Origin of the sequence: Aeromicrobium sp. Sec7.5 (assembly GCF_036867135.1) — a bacterium.
In the GTDB taxonomy this organism is placed as follows: Bacteria; Actinomycetota; Actinomycetes; order Propionibacteriales; family Nocardioidaceae; genus Aeromicrobium.
The window spans coordinates 2,217,882-2,233,883 of the sequence record NZ_JBAJIJ010000001.1; the positions used below are offsets into that span (position 1 = coordinate 2,217,882).

15 protein-coding genes and 1 tRNA gene are annotated in these 16,002 nt (G+C 69.6%); 3 read left to right on the plus strand and 13 right to left on the minus strand.

The annotated features are described in order from the left end of the window. Positions 1 to 17: 17 nt before the first annotated feature. The 9 genes from V6S66_RS11170 to V6S66_RS11210 form a co-directional block, all read right to left on the minus strand. Positions 18 to 686 carry a DUF305 domain-containing protein gene (locus tag V6S66_RS11170; protein ID WP_334206816.1) on the minus strand — a complete coding sequence of 223 codons (669 nt, stop codon included), beginning with the start codon at positions 684 to 686 and terminating at the stop codon, positions 18 to 20. Positions 687 to 744: 58 nt separating this feature from the next. After that, positions 745 to 1,176, minus strand: coding sequence for an ArsR/SmtB family transcription factor (locus V6S66_RS11175; RefSeq protein ID WP_334206817.1), 432 nt, complete (start codon positions 1,174 to 1,176; stop codon positions 745 to 747). Positions 1,177 to 1,646: 470 nt separating this feature from the next. Next, a complete protein-coding gene (locus tag V6S66_RS11180) occupies positions 1,647 to 2,027 on the minus strand; it encodes a hypothetical protein (RefSeq protein ID WP_334206818.1) in 381 nt (126 codons plus the stop codon). 185 nt (positions 2,028 to 2,212) lie between these two features. Next, positions 2,213 to 2,581, minus strand: a complete 369-nt coding sequence (locus V6S66_RS11185; protein ID WP_334206819.1) for a methyltransferase family protein — start codon at positions 2,579 to 2,581, stop codon at positions 2,213 to 2,215. A gap of 106 nt (positions 2,582 to 2,687) precedes the next feature. After that, entirely contained in the window at positions 2,688 to 3,599 is a 912-nt protein-coding gene (locus V6S66_RS11190; protein WP_334206820.1) for a cation diffusion facilitator family transporter, read from the minus strand. Further along, positions 3,599 to 4,300, minus strand: coding sequence for a cation diffusion facilitator family transporter (locus V6S66_RS11195; protein WP_442885901.1), 702 nt, complete (start codon positions 4,298 to 4,300; stop codon positions 3,599 to 3,601). Before V6S66_RS11195 ends, V6S66_RS11190 begins: the two co-directional genes overlap by 1 nt. Then, complete coding sequence (locus tag V6S66_RS11200) at positions 4,297 to 4,674, minus strand: ArsR/SmtB family transcription factor (protein WP_334206821.1); 378 nt, start codon at positions 4,672 to 4,674, stop codon at positions 4,297 to 4,299. Before V6S66_RS11200 ends, V6S66_RS11195 begins: the two co-directional genes overlap by 4 nt. A 136-nt stretch (positions 4,675 to 4,810) precedes the next feature. After that, positions 4,811 to 5,917, minus strand: a complete 1,107-nt coding sequence (locus tag V6S66_RS11205) for a tyrosine-type recombinase/integrase (RefSeq protein WP_334206822.1) — start codon at positions 5,915 to 5,917, stop codon at positions 4,811 to 4,813. 82 nt (positions 5,918 to 5,999) lie between these two features. Beyond that, positions 6,000 to 6,073, minus strand: a tRNA-Met gene (locus V6S66_RS11210). Positions 6,074 to 6,142: 69 nt separating this feature from the next. Between V6S66_RS11210 and V6S66_RS11215 the strand changes: the two genes are divergently transcribed. Beyond that, positions 6,143 to 7,708: a serine/threonine-protein kinase gene (locus tag V6S66_RS11215; protein WP_334206823.1), complete on the plus strand. Its 1,566-nt coding sequence runs from the start codon at positions 6,143 to 6,145 to the stop codon at positions 7,706 to 7,708. A gap of 29 nt (positions 7,709 to 7,737) precedes the next feature. After that, entirely contained in the window at positions 7,738 to 9,231 is a 1,494-nt protein-coding gene (locus tag V6S66_RS11220; protein WP_334206824.1) for a serine/threonine-protein kinase, read from the plus strand. Here V6S66_RS11220 and V6S66_RS11225 read toward each other — a convergent pair. From V6S66_RS11225 to V6S66_RS11235, 3 genes are read right to left on the minus strand one after another with little or no spacing between them, the layout of a single operon-like run. Then, complete coding sequence (locus V6S66_RS11225) at positions 9,224 to 9,643, minus strand: hypothetical protein (protein WP_334206825.1); 420 nt, start codon at positions 9,641 to 9,643, stop codon at positions 9,224 to 9,226. The two genes, V6S66_RS11220 and V6S66_RS11225, sit on opposite strands and share 8 nt — an antisense overlap. Continuing rightward, on the minus strand, positions 9,640 to 10,836 hold the full coding sequence (locus tag V6S66_RS11230; protein ID WP_334206826.1) for a fatty acid desaturase family protein: 1,197 nt from the start codon (positions 10,834 to 10,836) through the stop codon (positions 9,640 to 9,642). The genes V6S66_RS11225 and V6S66_RS11230 overlap by 4 nt, the downstream gene beginning before the upstream one ends. A gap of 35 nt (positions 10,837 to 10,871) precedes the next feature. Further along, positions 10,872 to 11,960, minus strand: coding sequence for a ferredoxin reductase (locus V6S66_RS11235; protein WP_334206827.1), 1,089 nt, complete (start codon positions 11,958 to 11,960; stop codon positions 10,872 to 10,874). A 175-nt stretch (positions 11,961 to 12,135) separates the two neighbouring features. Between V6S66_RS11235 and V6S66_RS11240 the strand changes: the two genes are divergently transcribed. Beyond that, on the plus strand, positions 12,136 to 12,957 hold the full coding sequence (locus V6S66_RS11240; protein WP_334206828.1) for an alpha/beta fold hydrolase: 822 nt from the start codon (positions 12,136 to 12,138) through the stop codon (positions 12,955 to 12,957). Between the two features lie 71 nt (positions 12,958 to 13,028). Here V6S66_RS11240 and V6S66_RS11245 read toward each other — a convergent pair whose 3' ends face one another. Continuing rightward, positions 13,029 to 15,962 (minus strand): UPF0182 family membrane protein, encoded by a 2,934-nt coding sequence (locus V6S66_RS11245; protein WP_334206829.1) that lies wholly within the window; start codon positions 15,960 to 15,962, stop codon positions 13,029 to 13,031. Positions 15,963 to 16,002: the final 40 nt, after the last annotated feature.

The window sequence follows — 16,002 nt, forward strand, 5'->3', positions numbered from 1 at the left end:
TCGAACCCCGGAACCGGTCAGCGCTGCGGCTCGATCCCCAACAGACCGAGCGCCGCCAACATATGGTGGAGTTTGTCGAGGTCGCCGGAGGCGCTGCCCTCGAAGTCCGGAACGGGACGCTGGCGGGCTTCCTCCTGCGTGGTGGCCGGGCCATTCTCCTCGATGTCCTCGACCAGCCAGTCCATCTCCTTGATCTCCTTGCGCTGGGCCTTGATGATCCCGTCGGCCAGCTCCCGGACACGTACGTCGTCGATGTCGGCCCGCTCGCTGGTCAAGATGGCGATGGAGTGGTGCGGGATCATCCCGTTCATGTAGGCCTGGTCGTCGACCAGGACCTGGGACCGGGAGAGGTAGAGCCCACCGGCACCGAGCAGCAGCGCGACTGCGACGAGCACGACGTTGTAGGCGCGGTTCTTGTACATCATGCTGCGCATGAACGCGAACATCACCAGCGCCATGGCGCCAGCCATGAGCAGCGCCATGTAGAAGCGCTCTTCGCTCCACCGCACATGGTCGAGAGCGAAGACGTTGGAGTACATCAAGACGAACATCACCGCCGTGGAGGTGGTGATCATCAGCCCGAACCGCACATACATTCGCCGCTCGTGAGCCTTCCGCTGGTTCTCGTTCTCGCCTTCGTTCGACTCGGTTGCCTCGGACGGTTGCTGGGGGTGCTGCGATGACATGGGATGCGTTCCTTCCGTTTGTGGGACGGGTCTGCGGTGGTCGCTTGTCGGGTGGGAGTCAGCCCTCGTCGTCGACCGGAGCACGCGACATCTCGATGAGCTGACGCAGGCAGTGCTGTCGAAGCGGTTCGGGGAACCCCTCGGCCAGCCGGTAGTAGACGACCCGACCGTCCTTGCGCCGCGTCACCAGTCCAGCGGTGCGCAGCACCCGAAGGCCGTAGGAGACCGCGTCCTCGCTCACCGACAGCGCCAGGGCCAGGTCGCCGACGCAGAGCTCCTCGACCACGTCGAGGGCGTACAACAACCGTGCGCGTGTGGGATCGGCCATCAGCGACAGCACGCTGGTGAGCCGGTCCCCCTCCTCGGCCGAGGGCAGACGCTCGCGCGCCATCGCTACCCGCTTGGGGTCGACCGGATGCTGGTGGCGCATGCCACCTCCGCCGCTCGAGTCGGGATGCTTACCCGACGCCGTCGCGTCCACGTCAGTCATGCCGGTGACAGTACCCACATATCCGTGTGGCCATGCGGATATATCTCGGCAGCTGGGTAACCCCACGGGTCTGCCCCGCCACAACGGCGGGCTAAGGAGGCGAGAATGGGGCTCGACCCTTGACCCTCGTCGGTCTCGCCCTCGTCGCGTGCCTCGGCGCCTTCATCGGTGTGGGTCTCTTCGACACCCGGTTCTGAATCCCCTGGTTCTTCTCCACGCTCACGCCGATCCCGAAGACCGCGGTCGACAGCAGCATCAGTCACGCGATCAGGGCCGCTACCCCGTCGGGGCGTGCTCATGCGTCGGCGCCGGGCTTTCTGGCCGAGAGCTCGACGCCGACCGGTCCCACCTCCGTCGCACAGGACTCTCGGCGCTGCTGACGTCGCTGATTCCCGACCGCCAGTCCCCACCCGGCGCACGCATAATGAACCGAGGACTACTCGATGACGGGTCGATTCTCTCGACGTCGGTTATCGCAGGGTCAGGACGATCTCTTGGTCGGGCTCGAGGCGGAGGTCAGCCGGGTTTCCCGTGACCTTGGCGCCGTTGCTGGTGAGCTGGACCCGTTGCCCGGGCTCCGCGCGTACGCCGCCGATCTGTTGTGGGGTCAGTGCCACGCCCCACTGGGTGAAGAGCTGGGCGAGCGTGAACACCTCGCCCACGGAGTCGGCCTCGATGTGGATCGTTCCGTCGCCTTCGTGGGTGTGCAGCGCTGACATGGCACCCGTGGTCGGGTCGACGCCGATGTTGGGCGGAATCGGTACCTCGGCGCCGTCGATGATGACGCGGAGTCTGGGGTGGTAGTGCTCGGCGGTGCCCATCGGGCCCAGGTCGAGTCCGGCGGCTGCCACTCGTTCGGCAACGTCAACGGGGGCCGGCCAGGGCGGAACTGCTGCATCGTCCGGTGTCGGAGTGCTGTCGGAGTTCGGCGTCGAGATCGCCGGATCCGCGCTCGGGTCGTTGCGGTCGGTGTCGCTAGCGCAACCGCTCAGGCCGACGACGGCGGTGAGTGCGAGGGCTGCGTACGAGCGGCGTTTCATGCAGACGGCTTCCTATCTGGGAAGGATCGAGGGCTCAGCCACCGGGGCGTGGTGGCAACGTACTGGTCCCAGTCCGCACCGAACTTGCCGGCCATCGCGCGTTCCTCGGCTTCGATCTGTGCCTGGTTGATGAGGAGGACGAAGCCGGCTGCCGGGAGCAAGCCGAGCGTCGAGCGGCGGGCCACGGCGTTGGCCACGAGGACGCCGGCCATGGCGACGTACATCGGGTTGCGGGTGAGCAGGAAGGGCCCGTCGCTGACCAGTTGGCTGGCGCGCTCCGGGGCGAGGGGGTCGACCGTGGTCTCGTGGTGTCGGAAGGCCCTGACGGCCCAGGCAAGGAAACCGAGACTCGCCGCCAGGATCATGCCGGCCAGGCCGCGTGATGTCCGGCTCGGGCGACGACCCCTGGGAAGCCCCCGCTGCGCCAGAAGTCCGGCGGCAAGCCAGCCGAGTGGCGGAACTCGCTGAGGCTCACCAGCCGAGTTCATGGCATTGCTTCCCTTTGACGGCTTCGACCTGCAGAGTCGCGTGCTCAATGTGGTGGCGCTCGGCAAGGGCGCGCTGCGCCGACACCAGCACCGTCTGTGCACTCGCACCGTCGTCGACGACCAGGTGAGCGGTGGCGACGGCCATCCCGGAGGTCAGCGTCCAGATGTGGAGGTCGTGGATGTCGGCGACTCCGGGCACGGATTCCAGGTCGGCGACGACGTCCTCGAGTTCCATTCCCTCCGGGATGTGCTGACCAAGGACCGCGAGTACCTGGCGGCCGAGGACGACGGCGCGTACGGCGACGAAGATGCCGATGGCCAGCGCGACGATCGTGTCCCACAGGCCGTTGCCGGTCCCTGCGACCAGGAGCCCGGCGACGATGACGCCCACGCTCCCGGCGGCATCGGAGACCACCTCGAAGTAGGCGCCCTTGACGTTCAGCGACTCCTTGGACCCCGCGCGCAGCAGCATCATCGTCACCACATTGATGGCCAGGCCGATCACGCCGACGACGAGCATGGCGGTCGAGCTGACCTCAGCGTCTGCGTTGATACGTGCGACCGCCTCGACCACGACGTACACCGAGACGCCGAGCATGATCACCACGGTCAGGCCGGAGGCGAAGACCTCGGCTCGGTAGGAGCCGTAGGTGCGACGACCGGTCGAGTCTGGTCGGGTGGCGATCTTGGTGGCCACCAGCGCGGCACCGAGGGCGACGACGTCGGCGGCCATGTGGCCGGCATCGGAGATCAGCGCCAGCGAGCCGGAGATCACACCGGTGACGAGTTCGATGACGAAGAAGGCCGCGACCAGGACGAACGCGGCGGCCAGGCGAGTCCGGTAGCGACCGCCGGTGTGACCGGCCGGCGACCCGTGCGAGTGTCCCGCGCCCATCAGCGCTTCTCGTCGTCGCAACAGCCGTCGTTGCAGACAGCCTCCTCAGCGGCCCCGGCCGGAGTCGCGGCGCAGCAGTTCTCGCCGCGCCACGCCTCGCGGCCCTCCTTCACCGCGACCGCGGCGATCACGAGCCCGGCGATGGGGTCGGCCCAGGACCAGCCGAGCGTGGCGTTGAGGACCAGGCCGACGAGCAGAACCGCGGACAGGTAGGTGCACAGCAGTGTCTGGGTGGAGTCGGCAACCACCGCGTTGGAGCCGAGCTCGCGTCCGGTGCGCCGCTGGGCCCAGGACAGGAACGGCATAACCACGAGCGAGAGGGACGCCAGCGCGATGCCGACGGGTGAGGCGTCGGGTTCTGCGCCGGTCACGAGTGCCCGCACCGACTCGAAGCTGACGTAGGCCGCCAGGGCGAAGAACGAGACCGCCATCAGCCGCAGCGCGGTCCGCTCGCGCGACTCGGGCAGGGCGTGGCGGAACTGCCACAGGATGATCAGGCCGCTGCTGACCTCGACGACCGAGTCCAGCCCGAAGCCGATCAGCGCGATCGACCCGGCGACCACTCCGGCGGTGATCGCGATGACGGCCTCGACGACGTTCCAGGTGACCGAGGCGCCGGCGAGCAGCTGGGCCCGGCGACCGAGCTGCTTGCGTCGACCGGGGTCGGCGGTGAAGGTCGGCATCCCGAGATTGGCGCTCACCGCGCGGCTCCCTCGCCGTAGACGGGGCAGAGCGTGACGGCGTCGCCGGTGGCCGCAAGCAGCTCCTCGGCGGCCGCGAACACCTTGAGAACCGAGTCCGGATGGGTCAGGGAGAACATCGACGAGCGTCCCACCGGCCGCGACTCGACCAGTCCGCAGTCGCGCAGGCACGCGAGGTGCTTGGACACCGTCGACTGGGCCAGCCCCAGGTGCGCGGTCAGGTCGGCGACCTTGTGCTCTCCGAGCAGAAGGTGCCGCAGGATCGCCACCCGCGAGGCGTCGCCCATGCCACGGAAGAGGCACGCTGCCGCGCGCGCCGCAGCGGTTTCGTCGATGCCCGCAGCGAGGGAGTCACTACCAACTTTGATCGCCATATGACGATGATAGCGCCGGTGGCGACAGAGCGGTCAAATCTTTGCTGCGAGGGGACTGGACGGTGCGCTGCAGGCGACGCTCGGTCGGCCGCTTCCTGGCCGCGTGCGGCGTGACGCTGATCCAGTGGAGCTGGCGTCACAGTCCGAGGTCCCTGCTGGAGGTGTTCTCCAGGGCCTGGATGGGCCGGATGTAGCGGTTGACGAGGACGGTGAGGTCCTTGTGGCGGGTCTGGGCGGCGATGCGGTCGAGAGAGACGCCGGCCAGCGCTGCGGTAGTGGCGTGCCCGGCGCGCAGTGAGTGGGCGGTGATGCGGGTGCCGTCGAGTCCGGCGGCTTGGGCGCGGGCGCGGAGCATCCGTGCGGGCACGTGCCCCGAGAGGCGCTGCGAGCTGATGGTGTTGCCCCAGATTCGCGTGAACAGCGCGCCGGGCTCGTCGCCGCGGACAGTGCGCCAGGCATTGAGTGCGGCAACCGGGTCGGTCAGTGCGCGCTGGCCGTGCGCCACGGCTACCTGCTGACCGTGCCCTTCGGGATCGGTCTTGGATTGCCGGATGTTGAGCAGTAGCCCGGCGGGGTTGTGCTCGACGTCGGCCAGGTCAAGGGTGACGAGCTCGGCGCGGCGCATGGCGGAGGCGTAGCCGATCAGGATGATCGCGGCGTCGCGGATGCCGTGCGGGCTGGTCCGGTCGATGGCGCCGACGATCTGGCGGATCTCCTCGACCGAGAGCGGTCGGGCGAGCCGCCGAGGTGCGGCGCCGTACGTGCGGCGCAGGCCGCGGCGGACCTGGCGGACGACCTCGGAGGCGATCGGGTCGGCGGCTCCGGTGGTTCGGTGGACATGTCGGATGACGGTGCAGGACATGTCGAGGGTGCCGGTGGCGCGGCCGGCTTCGGCGCGTTCAGTCAGATAGGCGCACACGGCGAGTGGGTCGGCGGGCACGGCGGCGACGTCCCGATCGGTGCACCAGCGTTGCCATTGGCCCCAGACCACGTCGTAGAGGCGCCGGGTGCCGTCGGTGCGGGCGGCGGCGAGGGCCTCGCCGATGCGTGCGGCATCGACGGGCGTGATCCCGGCGCGCGTCAGGTGAGGGTCGTCTGTCGTCGTGGAGGCGAAGGTGGGGCGGGCGTTGGCCGGCAGCGCGGCGAGCATGAGCGTGTTCATCGCCCTGTCGTAGCGGCGCCGTCGAAGCCACCGGCGTGGGGGCTGGGCCGAGGAGGCGCGCATCGCGAGCGCGTTGGTCACATAAGGCTGACTTTGTGATGACCGAGTCAAGTTAGAAAGCTTTCAGGCTCGGTTCCCCAGAGGGAACCGAGCCTGAATTTTGTAGCGGGGGCAGGATTTGAACCTGCGACCTCTGGGTTATGAGCCCAGCGAGCTACCGAGCTGCTCCACCCCGCGTCGCTCGCTCCACTTTACAGACCGGTGACGGGAGAGCCAAATCGGGGTGCCTCCGATACCGTCGGGCGAGTGATCGCAGAACGGTACGAGCTCGAGGAAGAGATTGGCCGCGGCGGCATGGGCGCGGTGTGGCGCGGCCGTGACACCCGCCTCGGACGGATCGTCGCGCTCAAGCGCCTCGGCGAGATCGGCACGGCCGACGGCCCGGGACGCGAGCGCGCGCACCGCGAGGCGCTGCTGGCGGCACAGCTCAACCACGCCAACATCGTGTCGGTGCACGACCTGGTCGAGGATGACGAGGGCTGGACCTGGCTCGTCATGGAGCACGTGTCCGGCATCACGCTGTCGCAAGCCATCGCGAAGGGCTCGCTGCAGACCGCGGCGATCGCGCGGATCGGCCGTCAGGTCGCCGAGGCCCTCGCCGCCGCGCACGCTGCCGGCATCTCGCACCGCGACGTCAAGCCGTCCAACATCCTGCTGACCGGCGACGGCACGGCCAAGCTCTCCGACTTCGGGATCGCCCGGGGCGAGGGCGACGCCGCGATCACGCGGACAGGGCAGGTGACTGGCTCTCCCGCCTATCTGCCGCCCGAGGTGGCGCGAGGCAGGAACGGCGGACCGGCCGGCGACATGTGGTCGCTGGGCGCCACCCTGTTCCACGCCGCGAGCGGCCACACCCCGTACGCCGGCGAGGGCGACGGAGTCGCGGTGCTGTTCCGCATCGTCCACGAGCCCGCGCCCCGCCTCGCCGACCGCGGGGGCCTGACCGACCTCGTGGCCGAGCTGATGACCCACGATCCCGAGGCACGACCCGACGCCGCCAGCACTGCCATCGCCCTGGCCGTCCTGGCCGGCGACTCCCGCTCGGAGGCCACGCAGGCCATCAGCCCGCTCGCCGGCGGAGCCGCACCCGACTCCGAGGCGACCTCGGTGATCGCCGCTGCCGCGGCGGCCCCGGAGTCCGCGACGGCCGCGCATCCCGTGGTCGAGCCGGAGCCCGTGGACCGTCGGGCCCGGAAGAGCTCGACGCCGTGGATCATCGCCGGCGTCCTGGCGGTGGTGCTGCTGCTGATCGGCGGCCTGGTCATCGGTCTGGGCGGAGACGACGACACGCGAGCCACCAGCTCGGTGACCCAGGCGGAGCTCGACGCCTTCGGGCGCGAGTTCGTGGAGACGGCCGCCTCCGACCCCGATGCGGCGTTCGAGATGCTGACGCCCGAGGCGCAGGCCGTGGCGGGTGGCATCGAGGCGTTCCGTGACTCCTGGGAGCCGGCCGCAGGGGCTTCCGTGACGGAGGTCGTGTCCGACGCCACAGCCGGGACCGTGTCCGTCGCCTGTCAGTGGACGGTGGAGACGAGCCGCTCGGCGTTCACCATCCGGTCCAGCACCGCCGACGAGGCCGTCGAGCCGCCGGACCCTGCGCCCACCACGACGACACCGTCACCCACGCCCACCCCGACGCGCAAGCCGACCCCGACGCCCACGCCCTCGCCGACCCCGACGCCGACGCCCACGCCCGAGGAGGAGGAGACGCCCGAGCCTGAGCCCGAGGCCGAGACCGTCACCCGTACGGTCACGCTGCACGTCGTGCGCGACGGCGACCGCCTCGTGGCCGACCAGTACTCGCAGCGCTGACGTCGGGTCTCTCCGCTACCGTCGGACGCGTGATCGCAGGACGCTACGAGCTCGAGAGCGAGATCGGACGTGGTGGCATGGGCGCCGTGTGGCGCGCGCACGACACCCTGCTCGGTCGCACCGTCGCGCTCAAGCGCCTCGGCGGTGTGGGCACCTCCGACGGCCCCGATCGCTCCCGCGCCCACCGCGAGGCCACGCTCGCGGCCCGGCTCAACGAGCCCAGCGTGGTCGCGGTGCACGACCTCGTGGAGGACGACGAGGGCTGGTCGTGGCTCGTCATGGAGCTGGTGTCCGGCCACACGCTCTCGCACGAGGTCGCGGCGCACGGCGCGCTGCCCGCGACCCAGGTCGCCTCGGTCGGCCGCCAGGTAGCCGATGCGCTGGCCGCCGCCCACGCGGCGGGGATCGTGCACCGGGACGTCAAGCCGTCGAACATCCTGTTGACCCCCGAGGGCACCGTGAAGCTCTCGGACTTCGGCATCGCCCGCGGCGACGGCGACGACGCGCTGACCCGCACGGGCCACGTGAGTGGCTCTCCCGCCTACCTGCCGCCGGAGGTCGCGCGTGGCGAGCGCGGCGGACCCGAGGGCGATCTCTGGTCGCTCGGCGCGTCGCTGTTCCACGCCGCGAGCGGCCGCGCGCCGTACGCCTCCCCCGACGGCGAGGCCTCGAACGCCGTCGGCACCCTGTTCCGCATCGTCCACGACGACCCGCCGCGCCTGGACGGCAACGGGCCACTCGCTGCTCTCGTCGCCCGGCTCATGAGCCAGGACCCGGACCGTCGGCCCACTGCCGCCGAAACGTCGACCGCACTCTCGCTCGTCACGGCTGAGGCCGACCCGGACGCGACGCAGGCCCTGGTCCCGCCTCCCCCGGTGTCGGACGGCGGAACTGCCGTCATGGGGCTGCCTCCGGTCCCGATGCCGACTCCCGACCTCCCCCAGCCCCCGCGTCGTGGGTCCTCCGGCCGGGGCCGTCGCCGGATCGTGCTGCCCGCCGTGGGGGCCCTCGCGGTGGTGCTGCTCGCCGCCATCGCGCTCAGCCTGGGCGGCGACGACTCGGCGGACGTCGCCGACGCGAGCGAGAACGGCACTCCTCCTCCTGCTCCCACGGCAGAGGAGATCGACGCCTTCGTCCGTCAGTACGTCACGACGTCGGCCGCCGACCCGGGCGCAGGATTCGCCCTGCTGACCGAGGACGCTCGCGACGGCGTCGGCGGCTTCGAACCGTTCCAGGCCTCATGGGTCTCGATGCCGGGAGTCACGGTCGCCGCGATCACGACCGACCCCGCCACCGGAGGCGCCGCCGTCACGCTCCAGTACACCGTCACCTCGACCGTGGAGGTGCCGGTGGAACCGGATGACAAGAAGGGCAAGAAGAAGGACGACGAGGACGACGACGACGAGGACTCCGGTCCGGGCACCCGGACCGAGACCGTGTCGGAGACGTTCACCCGCTCCCTGCAGGTGACGGTGACCCGCGACGGCCCGGACCTCAGGATCGACCGCAGCTCGATCAGCTGACGACCGCGCTGCCGATCACCGAGTTCGGCCGGAACGACACCGGACCGCCACGCTGGGTGGGGCGCACCAGGTCGAACCCGGCCGTGGTGACCACGGTCCACTCCGACGGCGCCTCGGCGTGACCCAGCACGGCCCCACGAGGCGCGTGCTCACGCACGGCGCCCTCCGCACAGGCCGTGTGGCACGGCGGGAAGAGGAACTCCCCCGCCGTCGCCTCCTCCGTGGATCCGAGGAACGCGATCGGCCGGGTCAGGACCTCGGCGCAGATGCCACAGATGCGACTCAGCGAGCACCGGATCGCCCGCGCCTTCACGACCGTGTCGTGGCGGCCGCCGTCCGCGTCGTCGACGCAGGCGAACGGCAGGCGCACGCCGTCGACGACGGGCCGGTCCAGCCCCTCGATGACGCTCACAGGATCGAGGCTGCGGCGTTGGTCCACCGCCCCAGCTCGGACCGGCGATCGGGACGCTCGTCGTCACGCAGACGACCCTTGCGCGCCGGCGACGGCGGCGGGGTCGCGTCGTCCTTGGTGCGGCGGTTCGGCAGCGACAGCTTCAGGATCGTGCGCATGACCTGGCCGTACTGCTTGTGCAGCGGACCCGTCGTGTACGGGATGCCATAGCGCTCGCAGATGTCCTTGACCTTGACCGAGACCTCGGCGTACCGGTTGCTGGGCAGGTCGGGGAACAGGTGGTGCTCGATCTGGTAGCCGAGCTGACCGCTCATGAGGTGCAGGAGCTTGCCGCCCTCGAAGTTGGCCGAGCCGAGCATCTGGCGCAGGTACCACTCGGCGCGCGTCTCGTCCTCCAGCTCCTCCTCGCTGAAGTGCACCGCACCGTCGGGGAAGTGGCCGCAGAAGATGATCATGTAGGACCAGAGGTTGCGCACCACGTTCGACGTCGCGTTGGCCGTGAGCGTGTGGAAGAACGCCGGGCCGGTCAGCGCCGGGTAGACGACGTAGTCCTTGAGCGCCTGACGGCCGACCTTGTCGCCGATCTGCTTGAGCTGCTTCTTGAGCAGCTTCGGGTCCTTCTTGCCCTTGCGGATCGCCTCGATGTCGAGGTCGTGCAGGGCCACGCCCCACTCGAACAGCAGCGCCAGCAGCGCGTTGTACACGGGCTGACCGAGGTTGTACGGCGTCCACTTCTGGTCGCGGCTCATGCGCAGGATGCCGTAGCCCACGTCGTTGTCGTGACCGAGCACGTTGGTGAACTGGTGGTGGATGTAGTTGTGCGAGTGCTTCCACTGCTCGGCGGGCTGGGTCGTGTCCCACTCCCAGTTGCTGGAGTGGATCTCCGGATCGTTCATCCAGTCCCACTGGCCGTGCATCGTGTTGTGGCCGATCTCCATGTTCTCGAGGATCTTGGCCGACGACAGCATGACGGTGCCGAGCAGCCAGGCCGGCGGGAACATGCTCGCGAACAGGGTGATGCGTCCGGCGACGGCGAGGCGACGCTGCAGCGTGATGACGCGCAGCACGTAGTCTCGGTCGGCCTGGCCGCGGGAGGCCTCGACCTCGGCGCGGATCTCGTCCAGCTCGCGCCCGATCGCGTCGACCTCGTCGTCGGTCAGATGGGTGTACTCACGCACGTCGGCATAGGCCACGGTGTGCTCCTTCGGATGGTGAGTGGATCAAGGTTCTAGAGGGACAACGTGCAGTCGCCGACGGCGACGGACACGCAGGTCTGGATGTACTGGCCGGGCTCGCCGTGCTCGTCGCCATTGCGCAGGTCGCGGACGCGACCGGCAGCCAGGGGGACGTCGCACGTGTGGCAGATGCCCATGCGGCAGCCGAACAGCATGTTGACGCCAGCCCGCTCCCCCGCCTCGAGCAGGGTCTCGGCGCCGTCGACCTCGACGGTCGGGCCGCCCACGCCGAACGTGGCCGTGCCACCGGCGTCGCCACCGTCGACCCGCTGCAGGGTGAAGCGCTCGACGTGGATGTTCTCCTCGAGCCCGGCCTCGGCGTAGTGCTCGGTGAACGCGTCGAGCATGGGGCCGGGACCGCAGGCCCACGTCTCACGCTCGCGCCAGTCCGCGCACACGTCGTCGAGCTGCTCGGCGGTGAACATCCCGTCGGTGTCGGTGAACCGCTCGTGGAACGTGAACGAGGGGTACCGCAGGGCGAGGACGCGCAGCTCGTAGAGGAACATCATCTGCTCCTCGTTGACGGCGGAGTAGACCAGCTCGACGTCGGGCATGTGGTCACGGCGATCGAGCGTGCGCAGGATCGACATGACCGGCGTGATGCCGCTGCCGCCGACGACGAAGAGCATCTTGGCCGGCGGGGGCTCGGGCACCGTGAAGTCGCCCTGGGGGGCCGCGAGGCGCACGATCGTGCCCGGCTCGACGCCCTCGACGAGGTGGTTGGAGAGGAAGCCCTCGGGCATCGCCTTGACGGTGATGCTGACGGTCTTGCCCTCGACCAGGGGCGGCGACGACAGCGAGTAGGAGCGCCAGTGGTACTTGCCGTCGACCTCCATGCCGATGCCGATGTACTGGCCCGGCTTGTGGTTGAAGGTCCATCCCCAGCCCGGACGGATCACGAGCGTGGCCGACCGGTCGGTGACCGGTTCGACCCGCTCGATCCGGCCGCGCAGCTCGCGCGCGGACCACAACGGGTTGACCAGACTGAGGTAGTCGTCGGGGTGCAACGGGGTCGTCAGCGCCTTGCCCACGCGCCGGACGCTGCGCAGCACCCGGGACCTCTCGATCAACGAGTCCGCCACGTCGACACCCCTTCGCCCAGACCGATGTTTCCGCCACTGTGACACCCGGTTACATCTCGGGCAAGCCGAAAATTGACGCCGCGACAACGCCGCAGGTCAGAGGGGGTCCGCGTGCGCGACGTCACGGCGCGAGGCACGGTGGTCACGTCACGTCCACTTCGACGAAAGGTCCCTCGTGCCGACTCTCGAGTCCAACGACATCACCCTCAGCTACACCGACTCAGGCGGCGACGGCCGGCCCGTCGTCCTGATCCACGGCTGGCCCCTCAGCGGCGCGTCGTGGTCAGAGCAGGTCCCGGCCCTCACCGCTGCCGGGTACCGCGTCATCACGTACGACCGCCGAGGCTTCGGCGAGTCCGACAAGCCCGACGGCGGCTACGACTACGACACGTTCAGCGAGGACCTCGCCGGAGTGCTCGACCACCTCGACGTCGCCGACGCCACGCTGGTCGGCTTCTCGATGGGCGGCGGCGAGGTCGCGCGGTACCTCGGTGCCCGCGGTTCGGAGCGGATCAGGTCGGCCGTGCTGGCCGGTGCCGTGCCTCCGTTCCTGCTCAAGACCGACGACAACCCCGACGGTGGTCTCGGCGACGAGGACGTCGACGGCATGAAGAAGGGCGCCACGGACGACCGCGCCGGATTCCTCGACGGATTCCTGACGAACTTCTTCAGCGCCGACGGCGACCTCAAGGTCACCGAGGAGCAGCGTCAGGAGGCACTCGCCCTCTCCGCGCCCGCGCGGGACGAGGCGGTCGTGGCCTGCATCGACGCGTTCGGCCGCACCGACTTCCGTGCCGATCTGGCGAAGATCGACGTTCCCGTCCTCGTGATCCACGGCGACGCGGACGCGATCGTGCCGTTCGAGGTCTCCGGCCAGCGATCGGCGGAGTCGCTCGCGAACGCGACCCTGCACGTCGTGAAGGGCGGCCCGCACGGCTTCAACGTGAGCCATGCCGACGAGCTCAACACCGCGCTGCTCGACTTCCTCCAGAAGTAGTCGGCCGGAAGCACCGGCACAGCACGACGAAGGCCCCCTGGATCTCCAGGGGGCCTTCGTCGTTCGAGCGTCTAGGACGCCGGCTGGTCCAAGGACGCGGTGGCCCCGGTGATCGCCGTGTTCACCTCGGCGAGCCTCGCCTGGTAGCCCGCGAGGTCGCCGGCAGCCAGCGCGTCCTGGGCCGCGTTGTAGGCCGCCGAGGCCTCGGCGAGCCACTGCGCCGTGGTCTTCGTCCCGGGCTGGGCCGGCGGCTGGTCGGTGTCGCCGCCGTCGTCCACGCCCGGGTCATCGACCGGGATGTCGGGCGCCTGCAGACCCAGCGCGTTGGCCAACGCATCCTCCAGGGTCGTGCCGAAGCCGACGTCCTCGCCGAACGAGACCGCCACGAACTGCAGCACGGGGAACGAGCCGTCGCCCGCGCTGCGCTGGATGTAGACCGGTTGCACGTAGAGCAGGGCTCCGCCCACGGGCAGCGTCAGCAGGTTGCCGCGCAGGATGCTGGCCTCGTTCGACTGGGCGAACGGCAGCAGGGCCTGGGTCACGGCGCTGTCGGTCTCGAACTGGTTGGCGATCTGGGACGGACCCGGCACCTGCGTGTCGCTCGGCAGCTGCAGGATCTGCATCGTGCCGTAGTCCTCGCTGGAGGCCTCGGAGTTGACCGACACGAACGACGCCAGGTTCTGACGGCTGTTCGGCAGGAACACGCTCGTGAGCGAGAAGTTCGGCGTCTGGTCGGCGCCCGGACGGCTCATCGTCAGGTAGTACGGCGGCTGCAGCACTCCCGAGTCACCGCTCTGGGTCGGGTCGCTCGGCACACGCCAGCGCTCGCCGTCCTCGTAGAACGTCTGGGCGTCGGTCACGTGGTACCGGGCGAGCACGTCGCGCTGCACCTTGAACAGGTCGACCGGGTAGCGCAGGTGGCTCATCAGGTCGTCGCTGATCTCGGACTTCTTCTCGACCGAGTCGGGGAAGACCTTCATCCACGCCTCGAGGATCGGGTCCTTCTCGTCCCACTCGTACAGCGCGACGCTGCCGTCGTAGGCGTCGACCACGGCCTTGACCGAGTTGCGCATGTAGTTGATCTCGTCGGACGGCAGTGCCGCCTGGGCACTGTTCTGCGTCAGCGTGTCGGCCGTGGCCGTGCGCAGCGACCGGTGCTCCGAGTACGGGAACGAGTTGCTCGTCGTGTAGCCGTCCACGATCCAGACCACGCGACCGTCGACGACGGCCGGGTAGACGTCGCCGTCGACCGTGAGCCACGGCGCGACCTTCTCGACGCGCTGACGCGGCTCGCGGTCGTAGAGGATCTTGGACTCGGAGTTCACGCGGTCCGACAGCACGATGTTCGGCTCGTTGAACTTGACCGCGTACAGCACCTGGCGGAAGAGGCCGCCGATGCCGACGCCACCGTCGCCGTCGTAGGTGTTCTGCGTCGCCTGCGCGTCGCCGTCGGTGCCGGCGTCGTCGGCGGCGTCACTGGAGCTGCCACCACGCGGGATGTCGACCTCGATCGGATCGGCGCCCTCGGGGCGACCGACGATCGAGTAGCTCGGCGAGTTCTCGCCGAAGTAGATGCGCGGCGGAATGTCGGTCTCGATCTGACCGACGGGCGGGATGTCCTGCACGGCCCACACGGGCTCACCCTGCTCACCGCGCTGGTTGCCGTACGCGGCGATGACGCCGTAGCCGTGCGTGTAGACCGTGTGGTCGTTCGACCACGTGCGCTGGCTCTCCTGCAGACCGGCCAGGTCGACCTCGCGCGCGGCGATGATGACGTCCTGCGGGACGTCGCTGCCCTCGAGGAGGTAGCGGTCGACGTCGAGGGTCTGCGGGACGGTGTAGTAACCACGGACCTGCTGCAGCTGCTGGAACGCGTCGGAGATGAGCGTGGGGTCGAGAAGGCGGCTGCTGACCCGGGACTCGGCCGATCCCGCGAGCTCCTCGGGCGTCAGCTCGGTCTTGGCCGTGTAGTCCTCGGTCTCGGAGTCGGCCACCCCGTAGGCCTCGCGCGTCGCGTCGATGTTCTTCGCGATGTACGGGCCCTCACGGTCCGGCTCGGACGGGCGGACCTGGAACGACTGCATCGCGTACGGCCAGATGCCACCGATCACGATGGAGGCCACCAGCAGGCCCGCCAGCCCCAGGCCGGGCAGGACCCACGACTTCAGGAAGATCATCGCGAAGAACAGCAGCGCCACGACGATCGCCACGATCGCGAGCACGTTGCGCGCGGGGATGCGGGCCATCGCGTCGGTGTAGCCGATGCCGTCGAACAGCGACGAGTTGCCGACCGCGTACCCGTAGCGGTCGAGGTAGTAGCTGAAGGCCCGCAGCAGCAGGCCGATGCCGACCACGACCGACAGGTGCACCTGAGCGGCGCGCGAGACGTGGATGCCGCCGATGACCCGGATGCCGCCGAAGACGTAGAGCGTGAACGCCGTGACGATGAACGCCACGACGACGGTCGTGAACCCGAACGTCGACAGGAAGCGGAACCACGGGTAGTCGAAGACGAAGAACCCGATGTCGCGCGAGAAGTGCGCGTCGGTCACGCCGAACGAGCCGCCCGCCCGCCAGAGCTGGAACGTCTGCCACTGGCCCTGGGCGACCGAGCCCGCGAACGCCGCGAGCACCAGCGCGCCGACGATCGTGATGGGACGCAGGATCGGCGACAGCGCCTGGCGGTACCGGAACGCCGGGTCGTCACGCCGGATCGGCGGGTTCTCGGGGCGGAAGCGCCACGCGAGGTAGGCGCTGCCGACGACGAACAGCGCGAACAGCAGACCGAAGGCCGCGAACATGCCGATGCGCGTCAGCAGCACCTTGGTGAAGACGTCGGTGTAGCCGACGGACTTGTACCACAGGCGGTCGGTGTAGATGTTCGTGAAGATCGACCCGAGGAAGATCAGCACGGCCACCGTGACGAGCGTCGGCACCAGCACACGGCGGCGTCGCTCCGGGGCGTTCTGGACGGGCTGGTCGGGGGTACCGAAGATGTCGCTCACAGCGTCACTGGGCTCCTGCGTAGGGATGAGTCCGTGGATC